The sequence below is a fragment of the Zoogloea sp. genome (assembly GCF_030157465.1).
In the GTDB taxonomy this organism is placed as follows: Bacteria; Pseudomonadota; Gammaproteobacteria; order Burkholderiales; family Rhodocyclaceae; genus Zoogloea.
Genome location: NZ_JAOAUU010000135.1, coordinates 44,932 through 64,537, shown reverse-complemented (window position 1 = coordinate 64,537; position 19,606 = coordinate 44,932). Strand labels below are relative to the sequence as shown.

16 protein-coding genes and 1 pseudogene are annotated in these 19,606 nt (G+C 69.0%); 14 read left to right on the top strand and 3 right to left on the bottom strand.

Annotated elements, in window-relative coordinates:
- Positions 1-128 precede the first annotated feature (128 nt).
- The 3 genes and pseudogenes from Q1W26_RS16315 to Q1W26_RS21525 form a co-directional block, all read right to left on the bottom strand.
- The gene (locus Q1W26_RS16315; RefSeq protein ID WP_300442456.1) at positions 129-3,029 is read right to left on the bottom strand and encodes an autotransporter outer membrane beta-barrel domain-containing protein; all 2,901 of its coding nucleotides are present in this window, start codon (positions 3,027-3,029) and stop codon (positions 129-131) included.
- 71 nt (positions 3,030-3,100) lie between these two features.
- Positions 3,101-5,290: an autotransporter-associated beta strand repeat-containing protein gene (locus Q1W26_RS16310; protein ID WP_300442393.1), complete on the bottom strand. Its 2,190-nt coding sequence runs from the start codon at positions 5,288-5,290 to the stop codon at positions 3,101-3,103.
- 804 nt (positions 5,291-6,094) lie between these two features.
- Positions 6,095-6,202, bottom strand: a pseudogene (locus Q1W26_RS21525) (ESPR-type extended signal peptide-containing protein); the annotation flags it as partial.
- Between the two features lie 292 nt (positions 6,203-6,494).
- On the opposite strand from Q1W26_RS21525, the gene Q1W26_RS16305 reads away from it, so the two are divergent.
- The 14 genes from Q1W26_RS16305 to tal all read left to right on the top strand — a co-directional run bounded on the left by Q1W26_RS16305 (position 6,495) and on the right by tal (position 19,581).
- Positions 6,495-7,235, top strand: coding sequence for a tRNA pseudouridine(65) synthase TruC (locus Q1W26_RS16305; RefSeq protein WP_300442391.1), 741 nt, complete (start codon positions 6,495-6,497; stop codon positions 7,233-7,235).
- Positions 7,236-7,378: 143 nt separating this feature from the next.
- The gene (locus tag Q1W26_RS16300; RefSeq protein ID WP_300442389.1) at positions 7,379-7,996 is read left to right on the top strand and encodes a type II secretion system protein N; all 618 of its coding nucleotides are present in this window, start codon (positions 7,379-7,381) and stop codon (positions 7,994-7,996) included.
- Positions 7,993-10,218 (top strand): type II secretion system secretin GspD, encoded by a 2,226-nt coding sequence (gspD, locus tag Q1W26_RS16295; RefSeq protein ID WP_300442387.1) that lies wholly within the window; start codon positions 7,993-7,995, stop codon positions 10,216-10,218. The genes Q1W26_RS16300 and gspD overlap by 4 nt, the downstream gene beginning before the upstream one ends.
- On the top strand, positions 10,215-11,681 hold the full coding sequence (gene gspE / locus Q1W26_RS16290; RefSeq protein ID WP_300442385.1) for a type II secretion system ATPase GspE: 1,467 nt from the start codon (positions 10,215-10,217) through the stop codon (positions 11,679-11,681). Before gspD ends, gspE begins: the two co-directional genes overlap by 4 nt.
- A 19-nt stretch (positions 11,682-11,700) precedes the next feature.
- The gene (gene gspF, locus Q1W26_RS16285; RefSeq protein WP_300442383.1) at positions 11,701-12,906 is read left to right on the top strand and encodes a type II secretion system inner membrane protein GspF; all 1,206 of its coding nucleotides are present in this window, start codon (positions 11,701-11,703) and stop codon (positions 12,904-12,906) included.
- Between the two features lie 9 nt (positions 12,907-12,915).
- Positions 12,916-13,344 (top strand): type II secretion system major pseudopilin GspG, encoded by a 429-nt coding sequence (gspG, locus tag Q1W26_RS16280; protein ID WP_300442381.1) that lies wholly within the window; start codon positions 12,916-12,918, stop codon positions 13,342-13,344.
- A 14-nt stretch (positions 13,345-13,358) separates the two neighbouring features.
- Positions 13,359-13,919: a prepilin-type N-terminal cleavage/methylation domain-containing protein gene (locus tag Q1W26_RS16275; protein WP_300442379.1), complete on the top strand. Its 561-nt coding sequence runs from the start codon at positions 13,359-13,361 to the stop codon at positions 13,917-13,919.
- Positions 13,916-14,293 (top strand): type II secretion system minor pseudopilin GspI, encoded by a 378-nt coding sequence (gspI, locus tag Q1W26_RS16270; RefSeq protein ID WP_300442377.1) that lies wholly within the window; start codon positions 13,916-13,918, stop codon positions 14,291-14,293. The genes Q1W26_RS16275 and gspI overlap by 4 nt, the downstream gene beginning before the upstream one ends.
- Entirely contained in the window at positions 14,290-14,877 is a 588-nt protein-coding gene (gene gspJ, locus Q1W26_RS16265) for a type II secretion system minor pseudopilin GspJ (RefSeq protein ID WP_300442375.1), read from the top strand. Before gspI ends, gspJ begins: the two co-directional genes overlap by 4 nt.
- Positions 14,877-15,857 (top strand): type II secretion system minor pseudopilin GspK, encoded by a 981-nt coding sequence (gene gspK / locus Q1W26_RS16260; protein WP_300442374.1) that lies wholly within the window; start codon positions 14,877-14,879, stop codon positions 15,855-15,857. Before gspJ ends, gspK begins: the two co-directional genes overlap by 1 nt.
- 7 nt (positions 15,858-15,864) lie before the next feature.
- Positions 15,865-17,085 (top strand): type II secretion system protein GspL, encoded by a 1,221-nt coding sequence (gene gspL / locus Q1W26_RS16255; RefSeq protein WP_300442372.1) that lies wholly within the window; start codon positions 15,865-15,867, stop codon positions 17,083-17,085.
- Positions 17,082-17,600: a type II secretion system protein GspM gene (gspM, locus tag Q1W26_RS16250; protein ID WP_300442370.1), complete on the top strand. Its 519-nt coding sequence runs from the start codon at positions 17,082-17,084 to the stop codon at positions 17,598-17,600. The genes gspL and gspM overlap by 4 nt, the downstream gene beginning before the upstream one ends.
- 69 nt (positions 17,601-17,669) lie before the next feature.
- The gene (gene gspN / locus Q1W26_RS16245; RefSeq protein WP_300442368.1) at positions 17,670-18,419 is read left to right on the top strand and encodes a type II secretion system protein N; all 750 of its coding nucleotides are present in this window, start codon (positions 17,670-17,672) and stop codon (positions 18,417-18,419) included.
- Between the two features lie 82 nt (positions 18,420-18,501).
- On the top strand, positions 18,502-19,581 hold the full coding sequence (gene tal / locus Q1W26_RS16240; protein ID WP_300442366.1) for a transaldolase: 1,080 nt from the start codon (positions 18,502-18,504) through the stop codon (positions 19,579-19,581).
- Positions 19,582-19,606: the final 25 nt, after the last annotated feature.

Sequence of the window (19,606 nt, the reverse complement as noted above, 5' to 3'; positions counted from 1 at the left end):
CCGCTTTGCGGCTCCGGAATGACGAACTGAGGCTTCTTGCGCTCGCCGGGCACAAAAAAACTGCCCGCCTTTTGGGCGGGCAATTCGGGATGAACCCGCCCTTCCGGGGGGGGGGGACGTCTAGGGCATCAGAACGCGACGCGCACGCCGAGGTTGCCACCGATATCGGACTGCCCCGAACGCGCTTCGCCAGTCAGGCCGATGTAGGCGAAGGCCTGCGGCGCAAGCCGCAGCGTGCCGGAGACACCAATCTGGCCAAAGCTGCGGCCAACCTGGGGCCCTGCCACGGTAAAGCTCTCGCCAGCCAGCGAGGCGCGCAAGGTCGGGCGCACGGCGTTACCGCTATCCTGACCCACGCCGATCTCGGCCTGGTAGGTGTAGGGCGCGGAGAGCGGATCCTTGCGGATCGACCCCGCCGCTACGCCGACCATCGCACGGAAGCCGTTGGCGGAGTACTTGTCGAGGCTGAGGGCGGCGGTCGATGCCGAGCCTTCGCTGACATCACCACGGGTGGTTTGCTGGAACAAAGTCCGCACGAAGGGCTCGACAACGGTGGTCAGCAGCTCGACCGGCTTGCGCACGGCCACACCGGCCAGCCAGTTCTCGCCACGCTGATGCGTCTTGAGGCTGCCGGCTCCGGCGATCGGGTCGACACGGGTGCTTTCCCAGGTGCTGCTGCCGTAGCCCAGCACACCGTCGATGGCGTAGCCCCCCGTGCGGTACTGCCCGTAGCCGAAGAACAGGTTTTCGTCCATCGAGCCCGAGGCGCTCACACCGCTCATTGCCAGGTTGGAACTGGCATGGGAGAAACCCACGCCGAGCCGGGCATTGGCGGTGCTGGCGACATCACCACCGATCGCAAACTGGGTGCGATCGGTACGGAAGCCGGACGACGTGCTGTCGCTGCTCCACTGGCCGCGGTTGGCCCCCATTTCGATCCACAAGGCGCGGTGGTCATGCAGATCGGTGGAATCGGCGGCATTGCGGCTGGAGCCACTGCCCAGCTGCCGTCCGATGGCGCCCTGGGTCCATTGGCCCGCACGCGGCGCAGCAGCGGCAAGCGCGGCATGCACCTCGCCGGACAAGGCCGTCATCACGCCCGGCAACTGGGCTGCGTTGAGACCGGCCAGCGTGTAGAAGAGCTGGCCCTGGGCCGTGGTCGAGGCGCCCTGCTGGTCGGCGGTCACGATGCGATCCACCGCGGCGCCGAGAGCCCGGGCATTGCCATTGACGGCCTGCAGGCCGCTGGCGTAGGAGGTCGGAATCACGCGCAGATCGACACTATTGCTGCCGAAGACATCGTAGAACACCGCCATGCGGGTGCCGGTGGCCATGCCGTCAGGCTGGGCCAGTGGCGCAAAGCGGCCGGAGATGCCGCCATCGGCAGTAATGATGCGGAAGGTGTCGCCCAGTTGCGGAACGTAGGGCGTGTAGGTGACCGCACCGGTTATGGCCGTGAGGTTGGGCGCCAGCGTGGCGCCGCCTGCGACAAACTGGTTGCCCGCCCCGGTAACCAGCAGGCGCGAGTAGTTGCCCGGGCCTGAAGCCGTGCCGAGGCCGTTGATGTCGGCCTGGAAGGAGCTGCCGGCAAGCATCGTGACCGTGCCGGTGGTGGTCAGCGTACCCGGCGAATTGCCGGGGGCGAGAATGCCATGCACCGAGATCGGGCCGTTAACCAGGCCGGTACCACGCAGGATGGCCGGCGAATCCACGGAGACGACGCTGTCGAGGGTGCCGTTGGCGCGCAACTCACCCTGCTGGACGCAGGTGCCGTTGCTCTGGGTCATGACACCGGTGAGGTTGAGCGTGCCCAGGCCAGACTTGACGAAGCAGCCCGAGCTACCGCCCGAGTCGCTACCCGTGTCGGTGATGGTGCCGGAAAGCGTGGTGGTGGTGCCGGTATCGACGTTAACCGTGGTGTTGCCGGCCAGGATGATGGACTGCCCGGTCAGGATATCCACCGTGGTGTTGACGGTGCCGCCATTCACGGTGACGTTGCCCCAGCCGAGACCCCAGGCGTTGGTGACCTGCACGAGGCCCCCATTGACGATCATGCCGCCTGTCCAGCCAGAGCCGACGGTGTGGTCACCGGAGCTGTCGCCCGACAGGACAAGGGTGCCGGCACCCGTCTTGTTCAGTTGCCCCGCCCCGACCAGCGAGCCGGTCAGGCTGAGGGTGGCACCGGTATCGGTGGCCACGGTGCCGCCGCCGGTGGCGTTGACGTCACGGGCAGAACTGAAGCTGGTGGTGGCCTGCAGGGTTCCGCCATTGAAAGTGATGGCGCTGCTACCCGCCCCCAGGCTGGCGTCGGATGCCACTTTGAGCGTGCCACCGTTGAGCGTGGTGCCACCGGTGTAGCTGTTGGCACCGGAAAGCTGCAAGCTGCCCTGATTGACCACCGTTCCGCCGGTGTGAGCCAGGTCGCCACTGAGCACGACCGCGCCGCCACCGTTCTTGACGAGGGCGCCGCTGCCCGAAACGACTCCGCTGCCGCTGAGGGTGGTGCCGTTATCCGCCTGCAGGGTGCCGGTTCCGGTGACGTTGATGTCACGGGCGGTGGTGAAGCTGGAGGTGCTCTGCAGGGTGCCGCCATTCAGGTTCAGAACACCACCGGCCCCACCGAGGTTGGCGTCGGACGAAACACGAACGATGGCGCCGTTGCCGATGGTGGTGCCACCCGTGTAGGTGCTGACACCACCGAGGGCGACGACACCTGAAGCGACATTGAGGCCGCCGGTACCGGAAATCACCCCGTCAAAATTGCCGCTGGCGTTGCTGAGCGTAAGGCTTTGACTACCGAGGATGACATTACCGGACCCGACCACGGTTGCGATCGAAGCCCCGGCAGCGGAGCCGGAAACATCGAAGCTGCCGTTGTTAACAAGCGTGCTGGCCACACCGGCCGTACCGGCACCGGTGAGGGCCAGCGTTGCACCGCTGTCGATGGTCGTCGCACCGGTGTAGGTGTTGGCGCCGGAGAAAGTCTGGCTGCCTCCCTTGACGGCTACGCCGCCAGTGCCGCTGATCACGCCGCCAAAGCTGCCGCTGGCATTGCTGAGGTTGAGGTTACGGTTGCCCAGGACAACTTCGCCGCCGCCTGTCAGGGCGGTGATGGTGGAGCCGAGCGAAGACGTGGTGCCCGAGATGTCGAGGGTGCCGTCGTTGGCGAGGCCGCTGGCAGAGGCCAGGTGGTGGTGCCCACAAGGGCCACGGTCGCGCCGCTGGCGATGCTCACGGCACCCGGCGCGGTGTAGTTGCCGCACAGGTCGAGACGCCCCGCCGCCACGCTGGCGCCGCCGCTGTTGCTCACGTCACCGCACAGTTGCAGGGTGCCGGCGCCGTTCTTGAGCAGCGCGCCGGTGCCGCTGACGGCGCCGGTGTCCTGCAGCGTCGTGCCTGCGTCGGTGGTGAGCGTGCCGGTGCCGGTGAGGCTGGTGGCGCGGGCGGTGGTGAAGCTTGCCGTGCTGTGCAGCGTGCCGTTGTCGAGCGCGAGCGGGCCGGCCGCGTTGCCGAGGTTGGCGTCGGACGAGACCGCCACGGTGCCGCCATTCACGGTGGTGCCGCCGCTGTAGGTGTTGGTGCCGGACAGCGTCAGGGTGCCGGCGCCGGCCTTGACGAGGCCGCCGGTGCCGCCGATGACGCCACTGAAGCTGCCTTGGTTGAGCGTCAGCGTGTGGCTGCCGAGGCCGACCGCGCCGCTGCCGTCGAGCTGGTTGATGGCTTCGCTGGCGCCGAGGGTGAGGGTGCCGTTGTCGGTGACGTTGGCGCTGGCCGACAGGCCGCCGTTGCTGTCGTTGAAGGTGGCGCCGCTGGCGATGCTGATCGCGTTCGAGGCGAGCGAACCGGCGCCGGACAGGGTCAGCGTGGCGCCGCTGCCGACGCTGGTCGCGCCGGTGTAGGTGTTGGCGCCGGTGAGGGTTTCGCTGCCGCCCGTCACGCTGAGGCCGCCACTGCCGCCAACGATGCCACTGATGGTGCCGGCGGCGTTGCTGAGCGTCAGGGTCTGGCTGCCCAGTGCGATGTTGCCGCTGCCACTGACGGTTTGGGCGGTGGTGCCGGCACTGGTGCCGGAGATGTCGAGGGTGCCGCTGTTGGTGATGCCGCTGGACGAGGCGAGGCTGGTGGTGCCGGTGACGCCGAGGGTCGCGCCGCTGGCGATGCTCACGGCACCCGGCGCGGTGTAGTTGCCGCACAGGTCGAGACGCCCCGCCGCCACGCTGGCGCCGCCGCTGTTGCTCACGTCACCGCACAGTTGCAGGGTGCCGGCGCCGTTCTTGAGCAGCGCGCCGGTGCCGCTGACGGCGCCGGTGTCCTGCAGCGTCGTGCCTGCGTCGGTGGTGAGCGTGCCGGTGCCGGTGAGGCTGGTGGCGCGGGCGGTGGTGAAGCTTGCCGTGCTGTGCAGCGTGCCGTTGTCGAGCGCGAGCGGGCCGGCCGCGTTGCCGAGGTTGGCGTCGGACGAGACCGCCACGGTGCCGCCATTCACGGTGGTGCCGCCGCTGTAGGTGTTGGTGCCGGACAGCGTCAGGGTGCCGGCGCCGGCCTTGACGAGGCCGCCGGTGCCGCCGATGACGCCACTGAAGCTGCCTTGGTTGAGCGTCAGCGTGTGGCTGCCGAGGCCGACCGCGCCGCTGCCGTCGAGCTGGTTGATGGCTTCGCTGGCGCCGAGGGTGAGGGTGCCGTTGTCGGTGACGTTGGCGCTGGCCGACAGGCCGCCGTTGCTGTCGTTGAAGGTGGCGCCGCTGGCGATGCTGATCGCGTTCGAGGCGAGCGAACCGGCGCCGGACAGGGTCAGCGTGGCGCCGCTGCCGACGCTGGTCGCGCCGGTGTAGGTGTTGGCGCCGGTGAGGGTTTCGCTGCCGCCCGTCACGCTGAGGCCGCCACTGCCGCCGACGACGCCACTGAAGGTGCCGGCGGCGTTGGACAAGGTGAGAGTCTTGGTGCCAAGAGCCACCGCACCGTTACCGGAAAGGGTCTTGATCGTCGCGCCGGAGGTGGTGCCGGAAATGTCGAAGATGCCGTTGTCGATCACGCCGCTCGACGCAGCGATGCTGCCTGAGCCGGACAGGGCAAGGGTGGCGCCGCTGTTGATCGTGGTGCTGCCGGTATAGGTGTTGATTCCCGAGAAGGTCACCGAGCCACCCGAATCACCATTTGAAATGGTCAGCGCCCCTGGGCCGGCAGTATCTGCGATGACACCGGAGAACGTCGAGGCGATACCACTTTGATCGATGGCTCCCCCAGTGGTGTTGATCGTGAAGCCCTGGGAGTAAACGTGATTCGCAGAATCCATCCTCAGCGTGCCGCCATCGAACACCGGATTCAGCGTTCCACCCGCTAGGCCGGCGGCTAGATGCGGTGAGCCACTGGTGGCAATGTCGGTCGCAACAGGACCGCCTGCGCCTGTCGTTTCGGACGGTAGGAAAAGCGGTGTAAATCCGCCTGCGCTGGGATCGCAAGCCGTTGGCGACGCGAGAAGCGATGCGCACGGGCCGGCGTAAACCCCCAGTTGTACCTCGCTGGTATCGGCGACGTTGTTGGACAGGGCGGAGAACGAAACCGTATAAATTGAACCGGCCGTCAGGCTGAGTCCTTGATAAATACCGTCAAAGCTGCCTACCGCGCCGTCATACCACGAACCGCTCGTGCCGGTATTCACTCCAAGGCCGCTGGTCGAGGTGTATTGCGCCGTCCCCGGCGCTTTCCATTGGCCAGCAGCAGTGGGCGTGGTTCCGTTTTGATAGACGACACCCCAGTTCGCAGGCGCCTGGATGCCATTACCCCCTACCGCCCCCCCCTGAGCAAAATTGGGGTTGATCAGCAAATTGTTTGCATCTCCTTGAAGCGTCAGGGAGACATTCCCGAAAGTCCAGAAAGCCGGATCCTGCCGAAAGGCAAAAAGCAGATAATTGCTGCCGGAATTCGCAGCGGTGAAATTGACAGAGTAGTCGCTGAAAACGTTCGGGGTGTTGCCGCCCTGAATCGCATAGATATAACCGCCCGGCAGAATCTGAGCCCAAGCCGATGTTCCAAGGCCTAGAGCCCCAAGGCTCAATGCCATCGCAGCAGCACGCCAGACACCCGGCACTTTTCTCTTGCCGGTTCGGGCTTTCGAGTCCTTGCCATGCGCCTTCGACACTTCGGAGGCGACGACGACAGAATTGTGCTTTTTGCTGAACACCAGCCGAAATAAATTTTTATTCATATTCCCCCCTATCACTCGTAACCAGGCGCGCCCCTGCCTCAGTGTGGATATGCGCACGAACCCAGAATCAATTACCTACAAAAAAATATGACAAAGCAACCAAAGGCGATTAACGACCGCTCACCACCCATCTTTAGAGCAAAAGCTTTTTTCTCTGAATTACCCAAGTTAGGGCAACAATCACGGCACCCAACACACATAAAAAAACAAATACACTGCAAAGCCCCCCAAGCAGACGCGTGCGCCCAAGCGGGCTTCAGCTCCGCCGCCGTCTGAACTACCATCCCGCCCCATGCTTCCCATCATTTTTCGCGACGAACATATCGTCGTCATTCACAAGCCCTCCGGCCTGCTCGTTCATCGCAGCGAAATCGACCGCCACGAAACGCGTTTCGCCGTGCAGCTGCTGCGCGACCAGATCGGGCGCCGCGTGTACCCCGCCCACCGGCTCGACCGGGGCACCTCGGGCGTGCTGGTCTTTGCGCTGGACAAGGAAACCGCCCGCCTCCTGGGCGGGCAGTTCGAACGTCAGGAAGTGGCCAAGACCTACCTCGCCGTGGTGCGCGGCCATCCGCCCGAATCCGGCCACATCGACCACGCCCTGAGCCGCCGTCGCGACGACGCCGAGTGGGTGGGCGACAAGACCTCCGACGAAGCCCAGCCGGCCGTCACCGATTTCCGCTGCCTCGCCACCTGCGAACTCCCCCACCAGGTGGACCGCTACCCCACCAGCCGCTATGCCCTCGTCGAAGTCACACCCCACACGGGCCGCCGCCACCAGATTCGCCGCCACCTCAAGCACGTCGCCCACCCCGTGATCGGCGACGCCACCTTCGGCAAGGGCCGCCACAACCGGCTGTTCCAGACGCTTTTTGGCTGCCACCGGATGCTGCTGGCCTGCGCGCGGATGCAGCTCACCCACCCGTACACCGGCGAGCCGCTCGATCTCGTCGCCCCGCCGGATGGCGAATTTGCCGCCGTGCTCGAAGCCCTGGGCTGGGCCGGCGCCCTGCCGGCGGTGCTGCGCCAATAGCCGCCCGTAACGCCTTTGTCCTAAGCATGGGCGCACGATCCGCAGCCGGCACGCAGGCGCGAGCCGGGCGCCCGGTATCAATAAGTTGCTTTCGCCTGTAACAGAGGGCGGATAAGATTGACGGTCTTTTGTCCCGCGCAACGATGAAGCTCCCCGAACGCCCCGACCTGTCCGGCATTTCCTGGCAACGCGCTGCGCGCCTCGGCCCCGTGCTGGCCTGGGGGCTGGCACTGGCCGTCACGGCCTGGGTGGCCGCCGACCTGTTCTGGCGTTTCAGTGCGCCGAGCGCCCCGGCCCTTCCCGTCGCCAGCCTCGCCGACCCGCAAGCTGCCGCCCAGGCCATCGCCAGCCGGCACCTGATGGGGCAGGCCGCAGCCGGCAGCACCGCGGCAGCGCCCGTCCAGCCCGGCCGTTATGCCCTGCAGGCCGTCGTAACCGGCTCGGGCAAACGCCCCGGCTGGGCCGTCATTTCTGTTGACGGCGGCGCCCAGCAAGGCATCGTCGAGGGGCAGGAAGTCCGCCCCGGCGTCACCCTCGCCCTCGTCAAGGGCGACTCGGTCGAACTCTCCATTGGCGGCGCACGCCAGACCATCCGCCTCGCCGAGCGCGCGGGCATCGATGGCAGCGCCCCGACACCCGTCCCGGCCAGCGCGGCCACGACGCAGAATCCGGGCAACGAGCCCGCCCCACATCCGTTTCCTGGTGGCTTCCCGGCGCAGAACCTGCCGGTCCATCCCACTCCAGACCCGTCCAACCAATGAAACCAACCCGCCGCAGCCCCGGGTTCGCCCGCCGCCTTCTCGCCTTCACGCTCGCCGCCAGCCTCGCGCTGCCGCTCACCCCGGCCCTTGCCACCGAGGCCGACAAGCCCGGCAACACCGAGCCGGTGTCGCTGAATTTCGTGAATGCCGACATCGGCGCCGTCATCCAGGCCATCTCCAAGATTTCCGGGCGCAACTTCGTCGTCGACCCGCGGGTCAAGGGCACGCTCAACATCGTCACGGCCCGCCCGGTGGCCCGCAACCTCACCTACTCGATCCTGCTGTCGGCGCTGCGCCTGCAGGGCTATACCGCCATCGAGGGCCAGGGCGTCACCAAGATCGTTCCCGAAGCCGACGCCAAGCTCCACGCGGTGCCGGTGGGCAAAGGCCAGGGGGCCGGCGGCGGCGACCGCCTGACCACCCAGGTCTTCAACCTCAAGCACGAATCGGCCACCCAGCTGGTGCCGGTGATCCGCCCGCTGGTGTCGCCCAACAACACCGTCACGGCCTACTCGGGCAACAACTCGCTGGTGGTAACCGATTACGCCGAGAACATCGGCCGCATCGCCCAGATCATCGACTCCATCGACGTTCCGCAAAGCGGCATGCGGGTCATGCCCCTCAAGCACGCCTCCGCCCTCGACCTCGCCCAAACACTCAACCGCCTGATGAACGACGCCGGCGGCGGTGCAGTCGGTGGCACGCCGGGCGTGGCGGGAGACGCCAGCCAGCGCATTTCGGTGATCGGCGACCCGCGCACCAACAGCCTCTTGGTGCGCTCCGACAACCCCTCAAAGCTCAACAGTGTGCGCCAGCTGGTCGCCAACCTCGACCAGCCCGGCGCCGCCGGCAACATCCACGTCGTTTACCTGAAGAACGCCGAAGCCGTGAAAGTTGCGCAAACCCTGCGCGCCGTGCTGTCCGGCGAAGCCGGCAACGCCGGCCAGACAGGCACCGGCACCGCCGGCAGCAGCAGCAGCACATCCAGCTTCGCCCCCAACACCACCGGCAGCACCGGCCAGAACACCACCACCGGCATGGGCAGCACCCCGTCCTTCGGCAACACCAGCGGCACCAACACCGCCGGCGGCACCGGCAGCGGCATGGTCCAGGCCGACCCGATGACCAACTCGCTGATCGTCACCGCACCGGACGCCATCTACAACAACATCCGCAAGGTCATCGACCAGCTCGACAAGCGCCGCGCTCAGGTTTACGTGGAAGCGCTGATCACCGAAGTCAGCACCGACAAGGCCGCCGAAATCGGCATCCAGTGGCAGGCCGGCAAGCTCGGCAGCACCACCGCCTTCGGCGGCACCAACTTCAGCACCGGCGGCAACAACGTGCTGAACCTGGCGGCGGGTCTGGCCAGCGGCAGTGCCAGCACCCTGCCCGGCAACGGCCTCAACCTGCTGCTTGGCAGCGGCACGATCACCGTCGGCGGCCGCGAGATCGCCAACCTCAACATGCTGGCGCGCCTGCTCGAATCCGACACCAAGGCCAACATCCTGTCCACGCCCAACCTGGTCACCCTCGACAACGAGGAAGCCAAGATCGTCGTCGGCCAGAACCTGCCCTTCGTCACCGGCTCCTACGCCACCACCGGCACGGCCACCACGACCAGCCCCTTCACCACCGTCGAGCGCAAGGACGTGGGCCTGACCCTCAAGGTCAAGCCCCAGATCTCCGAAGGCGGCACCGTGCGCCTGCAGATCTACCAGGAAGCCTCCACGGTCGTCGCCAACAGCGTCGGCAATGCCACCGGCCCCATCACCAACAAGCGCTCCATCGAATCCACCGTGCTGGTGGACGACGGTGCGGTGATCGCCCTTGGCGGCCTCGTCGAGGACACCTACAGCGGCGGCGTCGAAAAGGTGCCCGTCCTCGGCGACATCCCCTACCTCGGCGCCCTCTTCCGCTACGAATCCCGCAAGCGCGGCAAGACCAACCTGATCGTCTTCCTGCGCCCGGTCATCCTGCGCGACGCGGCCAGCGCCGAAAGCATCTCGGCCGACCGCTACAACTACATCATCGGCCAGCAGCGCGAGTTCGATTCGCCCGACCGCCTGATGCGCAAGGAGCCCAACCCGCCCGAACTGCCGCCGCCTGGCAGCCCGCCGCCGGCCGTGCCCTACAACCGCCCGCGGGAAATCCCCGCCGCCCCGGTCATGAGGCCGGCCCCGGCCGCCGCAGCGCCGTCGGCCTCCGCCTACAACCCATGAACGCCCCGGCCCTGCCCTACGCCTTCGCCAAGGCCCACGGCATTCTCGTCGCCGCGCAAGGCGCCGACCACGCCGAGCTGCTGCTGCGCGAAGGCGCCAGCCTCGAAGCCCTCGCCGAAGTCCGGCGCACCCTCGGCCAGCCGCTGCGCATCGAAAACATCAGCCGCGCCGCCTTCGAGGCACGCCTGTCCGAAGCCTATTCCGGCACCGACGGCAACGCCTCCGCCGTTGTCGACGACGTGGGCCAGGAAGTCGACCTCACCCAGCTCATGACCGAGCTGCCCACGGTCGAAGACCTCCTCGAAACCCAGGACGACGCGCCGATCATCCGCATGATCAACGCGCTGCTCACCCAGGCCGTGCGCCAGTCCGCCAGCGACATCCACATCGAACCCTACGAGAAGAACTCCGTCGTGCGCTTTCGCCGCGACGGCGTGCTCGTCGATGTCGCCCAGCCCCACCGCGCGCTGCACGCTGCCATGGCCTCGCGCATCAAGATCATGGCCAGCCTCGACATCGCCGAAAAGCGCCTGCCCCAGGACGGCCGCATTGCCCTGCGCCTCGCCGGCCGGCAGGTGGACGTGCGCGTCTCCACGCTGCCCACCACCCACGGCGAACGCATCGTGCTGCGCCTGCTCGACAAGGGCAGCGGCCAGCGCAGCCTGGACAGCCTCGGCATGGCGCCCGAAACGGTCAAGCCCTTCGCCAGGCTGCTGGAACAGCCCCACGGCATCCTCCTCGTCACCGGCCCCACCGGCTCCGGCAAAAGCACCACGCTCTACGCCGCGCTGCAGGGCATGGACGCCAAGAGCCGCAACATCGTCACCGTCGAAGACCCGGTCGAATACGATCTCCCCGGCGTCGGCCAGATCCCGGTCAATGCCAAGATCGACCTCACCTTCGCCCGGGCGCTCCGCGCCATCCTCCGGCAGGATCCGGACGTCATCATGATCGGCGAAATCCGCGATCTCGAAACCGCCCAGATCGCCGTTCAGGCCAGCCTCACCGGCCACCTCGTGCTGGCCACCCTGCACACCAACGACGCCGCCTCCGCCGTCACCCGCCTTGTAGACATGGGCGTCGAGCCATTCCTGCTCGCCTCCACCCTGCGCGGCGTGCTCGCCCAGCGCCTCGTGCGCCGCCTGTGCCCGGCCTGCCGCAGCGCCCAGCCGGCCACGGATGCCGACCGCCAGCTGCTCGGAGCCGGCACGCCGGCCCAGCTCTGGCACGCCCCCGGCTGCCCCCAGTGCAGCCGTACCGGCTACGCCGGCCGCACCGGCATCTACGAGCTGATGGTCACCGACGACGCCCTCCAGCGCCTCATCCACACCGCCGCCGACGAAGCCGAGCTGCGCGCCCACTCACGCCAGTGCGGCGGCCACAGCCTGCGCGACGACGGCCTGCGCCTCCTGGCCGAAGGCAGCACCTCGGCCGAAGAGCTGCTGCGGGTAACCCGCGACTGAACCGCTCGCCCCCCGCCCCATGACCGCCTTCCGCTACCGCGCCCTCGACACCGCAGGCAAGGAATCCGCCGGAGTCCTCGAAGCCGACACCGGCCGGGCCGCGCGCAGCCTGCTGCGCGAGCGCGGGCTGTTTCCCCTTGAAGTCGTCTCGGTCGCCCAGGGCGCCGGCGGCGGCAAGCCGATGCGCCGCAAGCTGCGCGACGCCGACCTCACCCTGCTCACCCGCCAGTGGGCCACGCTGCTCGCCTCCGGCCTCACCGTGGAGCAGGCGCTGGCCGCGCTCATCGAGCAGGCCGAAACCGAAGCCACCCGCCAGCTGCTGGCCGGCGTGCGCTCCGAAATCCTCTCCGGCTACAGCCTGCGCGCCGCGCTGGACCGCTACCCGCAGGCCTTCACGACGCTCTACCGCGCCTCGGTGGCCGCCGGCGAAAAATCCGGCGAACTGGCCAAGGTGATGACCCAGCTCGCCGACTACCTCGACCGCAGCCAGGCCCTGCGCACCAAAACCCTGCAGGCCCTGCTCTACCCGGCCATTGTCGCCAGCGTGGCCATGATGGTGATCATCGGCCTGATGACCTACGTGGTGCCCCAGGTGGTGTCGGTCTTCCAGCAAGGCAAGCAGACCCTGCCGCTGCTGACCCGCTCGCTCATCGTGGTCAGCGACCTGCTGCGCGCCTGGGGCTGGCTGGCTGCGCTGGCGCTCATCGGCGCGTTTTTTGCTGGCCGCGCGGCGCTCACCGACACCACCGTCAAACGCCGCTGGGATGCCTGGCTGCTCGGCCTGCCCTTTCTGGGCCGCCACCTGCGCACGCTGGATGCCACCCGTTTTGCCAGCACCCTGTCCATCCTTGCCGGCAGCGGCGTGCCGCTGCTCGCGGCGCTCGACGCAGGCCGCCAGGTGATCAGCCGCCTGCCGCTGGCCGACGCCGTCGGCATCGCCGCCGAGCGCGTCCGCGAAGGCCAGCCGCTCTCAAAAGCCCTGGGCGCCAGCCGCCAGTTTCCGCCGCTGCTGATCCACATGATCGCCAACGGCGAAGCCACCGGCCGCGTCGATGAACTCCTCGACCGCGCCGCCCGCCTGCAGCAAGCCGAACTTGAAAACCGCACCGCTACCCTCACCGCGCTGCTCGAACCCGTGCTGCTGCTGCTGATGGGCGGCTTCGTAATGCTGATCGTGATGGCGGTGATGCAGCCGATCATCGAAATCAACACCCTAATGAAATAAGGAAGCCCCATGCTCAAAACGCTCCGCCGCTCCCGCGGCTTCACCCTGATCGAAGTGATGGTGGTCATCGTCATCCTCGGCGTGCTCGCCGCGCTGGTGGTGCCCAAGGTCATGAGCCGCCCGGACGAAGCCCGCGCCGTGGCCGCCCGCCAGGACATCTCGGCGATCATGCAGGCCCTCAAGCTCTACAAGCTCGACAACCGCCGCTACCCCACCGGTGAACAAGGCCTTCAGGCCCTCGTCGCCAAACCCGCCACCGCGCCGGTGCCCGACAACTGGAAGTCCTACCTCGACAAGCTGCCGGTCGACCCGTGGGGCAAGCCCTACCAGTACGTGATGCCCGGCCTCAAGGGCGAAGTGGACGTGATGAGCTTTGGCGCCGACGGCCTGTCGGGCGGCGAAGGCTTCGACGCCGACATCGGCTCCTGGAGCCTGTGACAGCCCCCGCGACCGTGGCTTCGCCCCGGTCACGCCTCCCGCGGGGGGCCGATGCCTCCCCGGGTGTTGCAATCCCAAGACACCGGGCGGCCGAGCGCCCCCGCCATGCCGGCTTCACCCTGATCGAAATCATGGTGGTGCTGGTCATCATGGGCGTCATGGCCACCGGCATCAGCCTTGGCATCGACAGCCTGCGCGGCCGCGATACCGACCGGGCCCTCAAGCGCCTGCGCCTCGTGCTGGAAGCCACCGCCGACCGGGCCATGGTGCGCGGCCGGCCCATGGCCATCCAATTTTTGCCCGACGGCTATCGCTTCGAAGCCCTCGACCCCGACGACAACTGGCGCCCGCTGATCGACCCGCCGGTATTCACCGAACGCACCCTGCCCGGCGAACTCGGCTGGGCCGGCCTGCGCCTCGACGGCCAGCCCGACGCGACCAGCCTGCGCCTGCAGTTCGGCAGCCAGGCGCCCGAATACGAACTGCGCGTCAGCACACCAAGAGGCGAAGCCCGCTTCACGGGCAAGGCCAACGGCGATGTGACCCTTGCCATGCCGGGCCGCACGCGCTCATGAGCCCGCGCAGCAACCGCGGCTTCACGCTGCTCGAAACCCTCGTCGCGCTGGCCATTCTGGCCATTGCGCTGACCGCGGCCTTTCGCGCCATGGGCGTCACCGCACAAACCTCGGCCGACCTGCGCGAACGCCTGATTGGCGACTGGGTTGCCGAAAACCGCCTCGCCGAACTGCGCGCCACCCAGGCCTGGCCCCCCACCGGCACCAACGAAGGCACGGCCGACCAGGCCGGGCGCAGCTACCGCTGGCGCGAAGAAGTGAAATCCACCGCCAACCCGCTGTTCCGGCGGGTGGATGTGAGCGTCTTCGCGCCCGAATCCGGCGATCACGCCATCGCCCGCCTGTCAGGCTACGTGGCGAGGCCGCTGCAATGAAACACGCCGCCGGCCAGCGTGGCCTGACCCTGATCGAGCTGATGGTGGCCCTCGCCATCTTCGCCATCCTCGGCGTGCTCTCTTACCGGGCGCTGGCCGAAGTGGCCACCAGCAACAGCCGCCTCGAAGAAAACTTCGAGCGCTGGCGCACCATCAGCCGCACCCTGCAGCGCATCGACACCGACCTGATCCAGGTGGTCGCCCCGGCCCGCTCGTCCGAAGCCACCCCCGGCACACCCCAGACCGGCGCAGCGATGATCCTCGGCCGCGCCGCCAACGGAGGCGGCCCCGAGCTCCAGTTCCTGCGCCTCGACGACAGCCGCGGCGTGCGCCGGGTGGGTTACCGGCTGGTCGATGGCCGCCTCGACTGGCTGCGCTGGAGCGGCCGCGACGCCGTGGGCGAACCGGCCATCGAACCGCTGCTTGCCAACGTTCGCGGCCTGCGCTGGCGCTTTCTGCTCAACAACAACCGCATCGACGCCTGGCCGCCCGGCAACAACGCCGTCGTGCTGCCCGACGCGATCATCCTCGAACTCGACCTGCCCGACGTGGGCACCCTCACCCGGATGATCTCCCTTCGCTGATGCAGCCGCGCCACCCTCATCCCTTGCTCCATGCCCGCGCACGCGCCCAGCGGGGCGCCGCGGTCATCCTCGCGCTGCTCACCGTGGCGCTGGTGGCGGGCCTTGCCGCCGCGTCGGTGGGCGATCTGGGCGTAGCCATGGATCAGGTCACCGGCCGCCACGACCAGGCCCAGGCGCGCCAGCTGGCCCGCGGCGCCGTGGACTGGGCGCGCAACGTGCTCGCCGAAGACGCCCGCAGCAGCTCGGTCGACCACCTGGGCGAAGCCTGGGCCACCAAGGTGCCGCCCACCCCCGTCGAGGAAGGCGAGGTCAGCGGCGAACTGCAGGAGCTTTCCGGCCGCCTCAACCTCAACAATCTCGTCCGGGCCGACGGCAGCAGCGGCAGCACCAGCGCCGACATCGTCGAAGTGGAGCAGTTCCAGCGCCTGCTTGGCCTGCTCGGCACCGGCCAGAGCGAGGCCGGCAGCCTCACCACCGCCCTCCTCGACTGGCTCGACAGCGACGACACCCCGCGCCTGCCCGGCGGCGCCGAATCCACCTGGTACGGCGCCCAGACCCCGCCCCGCCGCGCCGCCAACGCGCCCCTCGTGGCCGTCAGCGAACTCCTGCAGGTGCGCGGTTTCACGCCCCAGCTCGTCGCCCGCCTCACCCCCTTCGTCGCCACGCTGCCCGTGGGCTCCACGGTCAACGTCAACACCGCCCCTGCCGAAGTGCTCGCCGCCGTCGTGCCCGGGCTGTCCCTGGATGCCGCGCGCGTGCTGGTCGTCCAGCGCAGCCGCGCCTGGTTCAAGGATCTGGCCGACTTCAAGGCCCGCCTGCCCTCCCAGGAGATGCAGCCCGACATCACCCGCCTCGCCACCACCAGCCGCCACTTCCTCGCCACCGGCCGCGCCCGCTTCGGCGTGTCGATGGTGCGCATGGAAGTGCTGCTCGACCGCAGCCAGAACTGGCCCACCGTCGTCTGGCAAAAACTGCTGTGAAACCACTATGAGTACCCGTCTCCTTCTCGCCATCGACGAACACTGGCCCACCCGGCCCGACTGCCCGTGGGTGCTCCTCGGAGACAACGGCCAGCCCGTCTCCGAAGGCCACTCCGAGCCCCGCCACTGGCCTGCCGCCGCCGCATGCGAAATCGTGCTCACCGGGCCGCAATGCCTGTGGCTCGAAGTGCCGCTGCCCCGCGGCGCCCGCCGCGACCTGCCGCGCCTGCTCGCCTACGCCCTCGAAGACCGCCTCCTCAAAGACCCCGACACCCAGCACCTTACCCTGAGCCACCGCCGCCCCGCCGACGACGGCGAGCGCGACCTGGCCGGCGTGATCGTCGTCGCCCGGGACCGCCTGCGCCAGCTGGTCGCCCAGCTGGCCGCCATCGGCCGGCCGCCCCGCCGCGTGCTCGCCGAAGTGCAGACCGCCCCGGCCGGCGGTGACGCCTGGCAGCTCAGCCTGTCCGCCAGCGGCGCCATCCTGCGCACCGGCGCCAGCACCGGCATCGCCATCGACACGGACCTCCTCGCCCCGCTGCTGGCCCAGCAGGCCGCCACCGCCCGCGCCGCCAATGCCGCACCGGCCGGCATCGAGCTGCACCTGGCCGCCGGCAGCAGCGCCCCCGACATCGCCGCGCTGGCCGCCGAAACCGCCATTCCGGTGCACGCCGCCGCGGCCTACCAGTGGTGGCAGGGCGCCGAGCGCAAGGCCGCCAACCTGCTCCACGACGAGTTCGCCTACCGGGAGGGCGGCGCCGGCTGGCTCGGCAAGCTGCGCCCAGCACTCTTTGTCGGCGGCGGCGCACTGGCCATCTGGCTGCTGGCCAGCATCGGCGAAGTGCTGTGGCTCAAGCACAGCCTTGGCCAGGTGGGCGAACGCATGGAGCGGGTCTATCGCACAAGCTTTCCCAACACCCCGGTGGTGGCCCCGGCCGCCCAGATGCGTCAGCAGCTCAACCTGGAGCGCGCCCGCCACGGCCAGCTGCGCGACGACGACGCACTCGCCCTGCTGGCGCTGGCGGCCGAAGCGCTCGGCACCGACGCCGCCGACGGCATTGCCGCGCTGCGCTTCGAGGAAGGCCGCCTCGACCTGACCCTGGGTGGCTCCGCCGCCGCCCGTGCCGAGTCCGTCGTCGGGCTGCTCGCCGGCCGCGGCCTCCTCGCCAACCTGCGCCAGGACGGCACCACCACCCACCTGCTGCTGCGCCGGGAGAACCTGCAATGAGCCCCACCACGCCCCGATCCGCCGCCGGCAGCGGCCCCCTGACCCGGCTCACCGGCGCCTGGCAGGCCGCCAGCCCGCGCGAACGCAAGCTGCTGCTGGCCGCCGCGGCCGTTGTCGGCGTCGCCCTTGTTGTGAGCGCCCTCGACTGGAGCCGCGAGCAGCGCACCCGCCTCGGCCGCAGCCTGCCCCGCGCAGAGGCCCAGCTCGAACAGGTGCAGGAATCCGCCACCGAAATCACCCGCCTGCGTGCCCAGCCCGTGCCCCGGCGCCCCGCCGGCCCCGCACTGCTCGAAACCGTGCAGGCCTCGGCCAAAAGCCGCGGCCTCGGCCTCACCATCCAGGCCTCCGGCGACGGCCTGCAGGTCAAGGGCCAGGGCGGCTTCGACGAACTCGTAACGTGGCTCGCCACCCTCCAGACCGATATCGGCCTGCGCGTCATGCGCATGGAAATCCAGGGTCAGGGCGCCGCGGCCAGCATCGACGTGGTGCTGGTGGCAGGCACCAGCGAGGGCTGAGTCATGACCAAGAAGAGAGCCCGGCCAACCACTGACTGACTCCGGAGAGTCACACGCCCCGCCGCACCCATGCGCAAACTCCTTTTTCTCGCCGCCCTCACCCTTGCCCTGCTGCTCGCCAAGGCGCCCGCCGGGCTCGTGGACGGGCTCGTCAAACGCCTCACCGACGGCGGCCTGCGCCTGCAGCAGGCAGAAGGCAGCCTCTGGCACGGGCGCGGCATCCTCGCCAGCCGCGATGCCGGCGGGCGCAGCCTGACGCCCTGGCTGCCCCTCGCCTGGGATTTCGAGGCTGCGGCGCTGACACGGCTGGCCATCTCATGGTCGTTCAGCAGCAGCGGCAAGCCGGTGGGTGTCATCGAAGCCGGCCCCGGCGGGCTTGGCATCACGCAACTGGCGCTCCACGCCCCCGCCGACGCTGCGCTGTCGCCCATCCCCCACCCGGCAGCGCGGGCCGGCTGGCAGGGCGACCTGACCCTCGAAGCCCCCCGCTGGCACTGCCCGCCGGACGGCCGCTGCAGCGGCGACGCACGCCTGCTGTGGCGCGGCGCCCGCAGCGCGCTGTTTCCCGGCCGCCAGTTCGGCGACTACGAGATCCGCGTCAATGCCCAGGCCGGCAACCTGCACTACACCCTGCAAACCCTCGCCGGCGCCGTCATCGCCAACGGCCAGGGCGAGGCCCCCTTCGGCCAGATGCCGCGCTTCGACGGCACCCTCAGCGGCGACCCGGAATTCCTCGGCCGCCTGCCCGCCATTGCCGGCGGCGCCGCCCGCCCCGCCGGCCCGCCCGGACACTTCGAGATCCACTGGCCGCCACGGTGAAATCCGTCGCTTTCATAGTGTGGAATATTCCCGCAAACTACCCGATCAATTCCGAACCCAACGCCGCCCGACGCCCGAACCCATGAACCCCATCCAAGCCGCCCGTGCCGCAGGCCAGCAAATCTGGCTCGACAACCTGTCCCGCTCCCTGATCAACAAAGGCCTGCTCGCCCGCCACATTGAAAACGGCGTCGCCGGCGTCACCACCAACCCGGCGATCTTCCACAAGGCCATCGCCGAGGGGCAGGACTACCGGCCGGCCCTGGATGCCATGCGCAGTGAAAACCTCACCGCCGAGCAGCGCTACGAGCGCCTCGTGATCGAAGACGTGCAACGCGCCTGCGACGCCATGCGTCCGGTCTTCGACGCCAGCCAGGGCGACGCCGGCTACGTGAGCCTGGAAGTTTCGCCCGCGCTGGCCGACGACGAAGCCGGCACCGTGGCCGCCGCCCGCCGCCTCGCCGCCGCCGTTGCCCGCGACAACCTGCTGGTCAAGATTCCCGCCACCGCCGCCGGTGTGCGCGCCATCGAAACCCTCATCGGCGAAGGCCTCAAGCTCAACGTCACGCTGATGTTCTCGCTCGCCCACGTGGATGCGGTGGCCGGCGCCTACCAGCGCGGCCTCGAAAGACTCGCCGCAAGCGGCGCCAACATCTCCCACGTGCGCTCGGTGGCCAGCGTCTTCCTGTCGCGCTGGGACAGCCTTGTCGACACACTGCTCGACGACATCGGCACCCCCGAAGCCCTCGCCCTGCGCGGCAAGGCCGGCGTGGCCCTGGCCCGCCAGGCCTACCAGCGCTACCTCGCCCGCTTCCACGGCGCCGGCTTCGCGGCCCTCGCCGCCAGGGGCGGCCGCCCGCAAAGCATGCTGTGGGCCAGCACCGGCACCAAGAACGCGGCCTATTCCGACCTGATGTACGTCGAACCGCTGGTCGGCCCGGAAACCGTCAACACCCTTCCCGACGCCACCCTCGCAGCCTTCGCCGACCACGGCAAGGTAAGCGGCAACCAGGTTGCCCAGGATGCCGAAGCCGCCGCCGCCCACATCGCCGCCTTGGCAGCGCTCGGGCTCGACATGAACGCGCTCGGCGAGCGCCTGCAATCGGAAGGCCTCGCCCAGTTCGCCACCGCCTTTGGCAAGCTGCTCGAACTGACCGCCTGACATTCGGCGGCCAGGCGCCGCACCC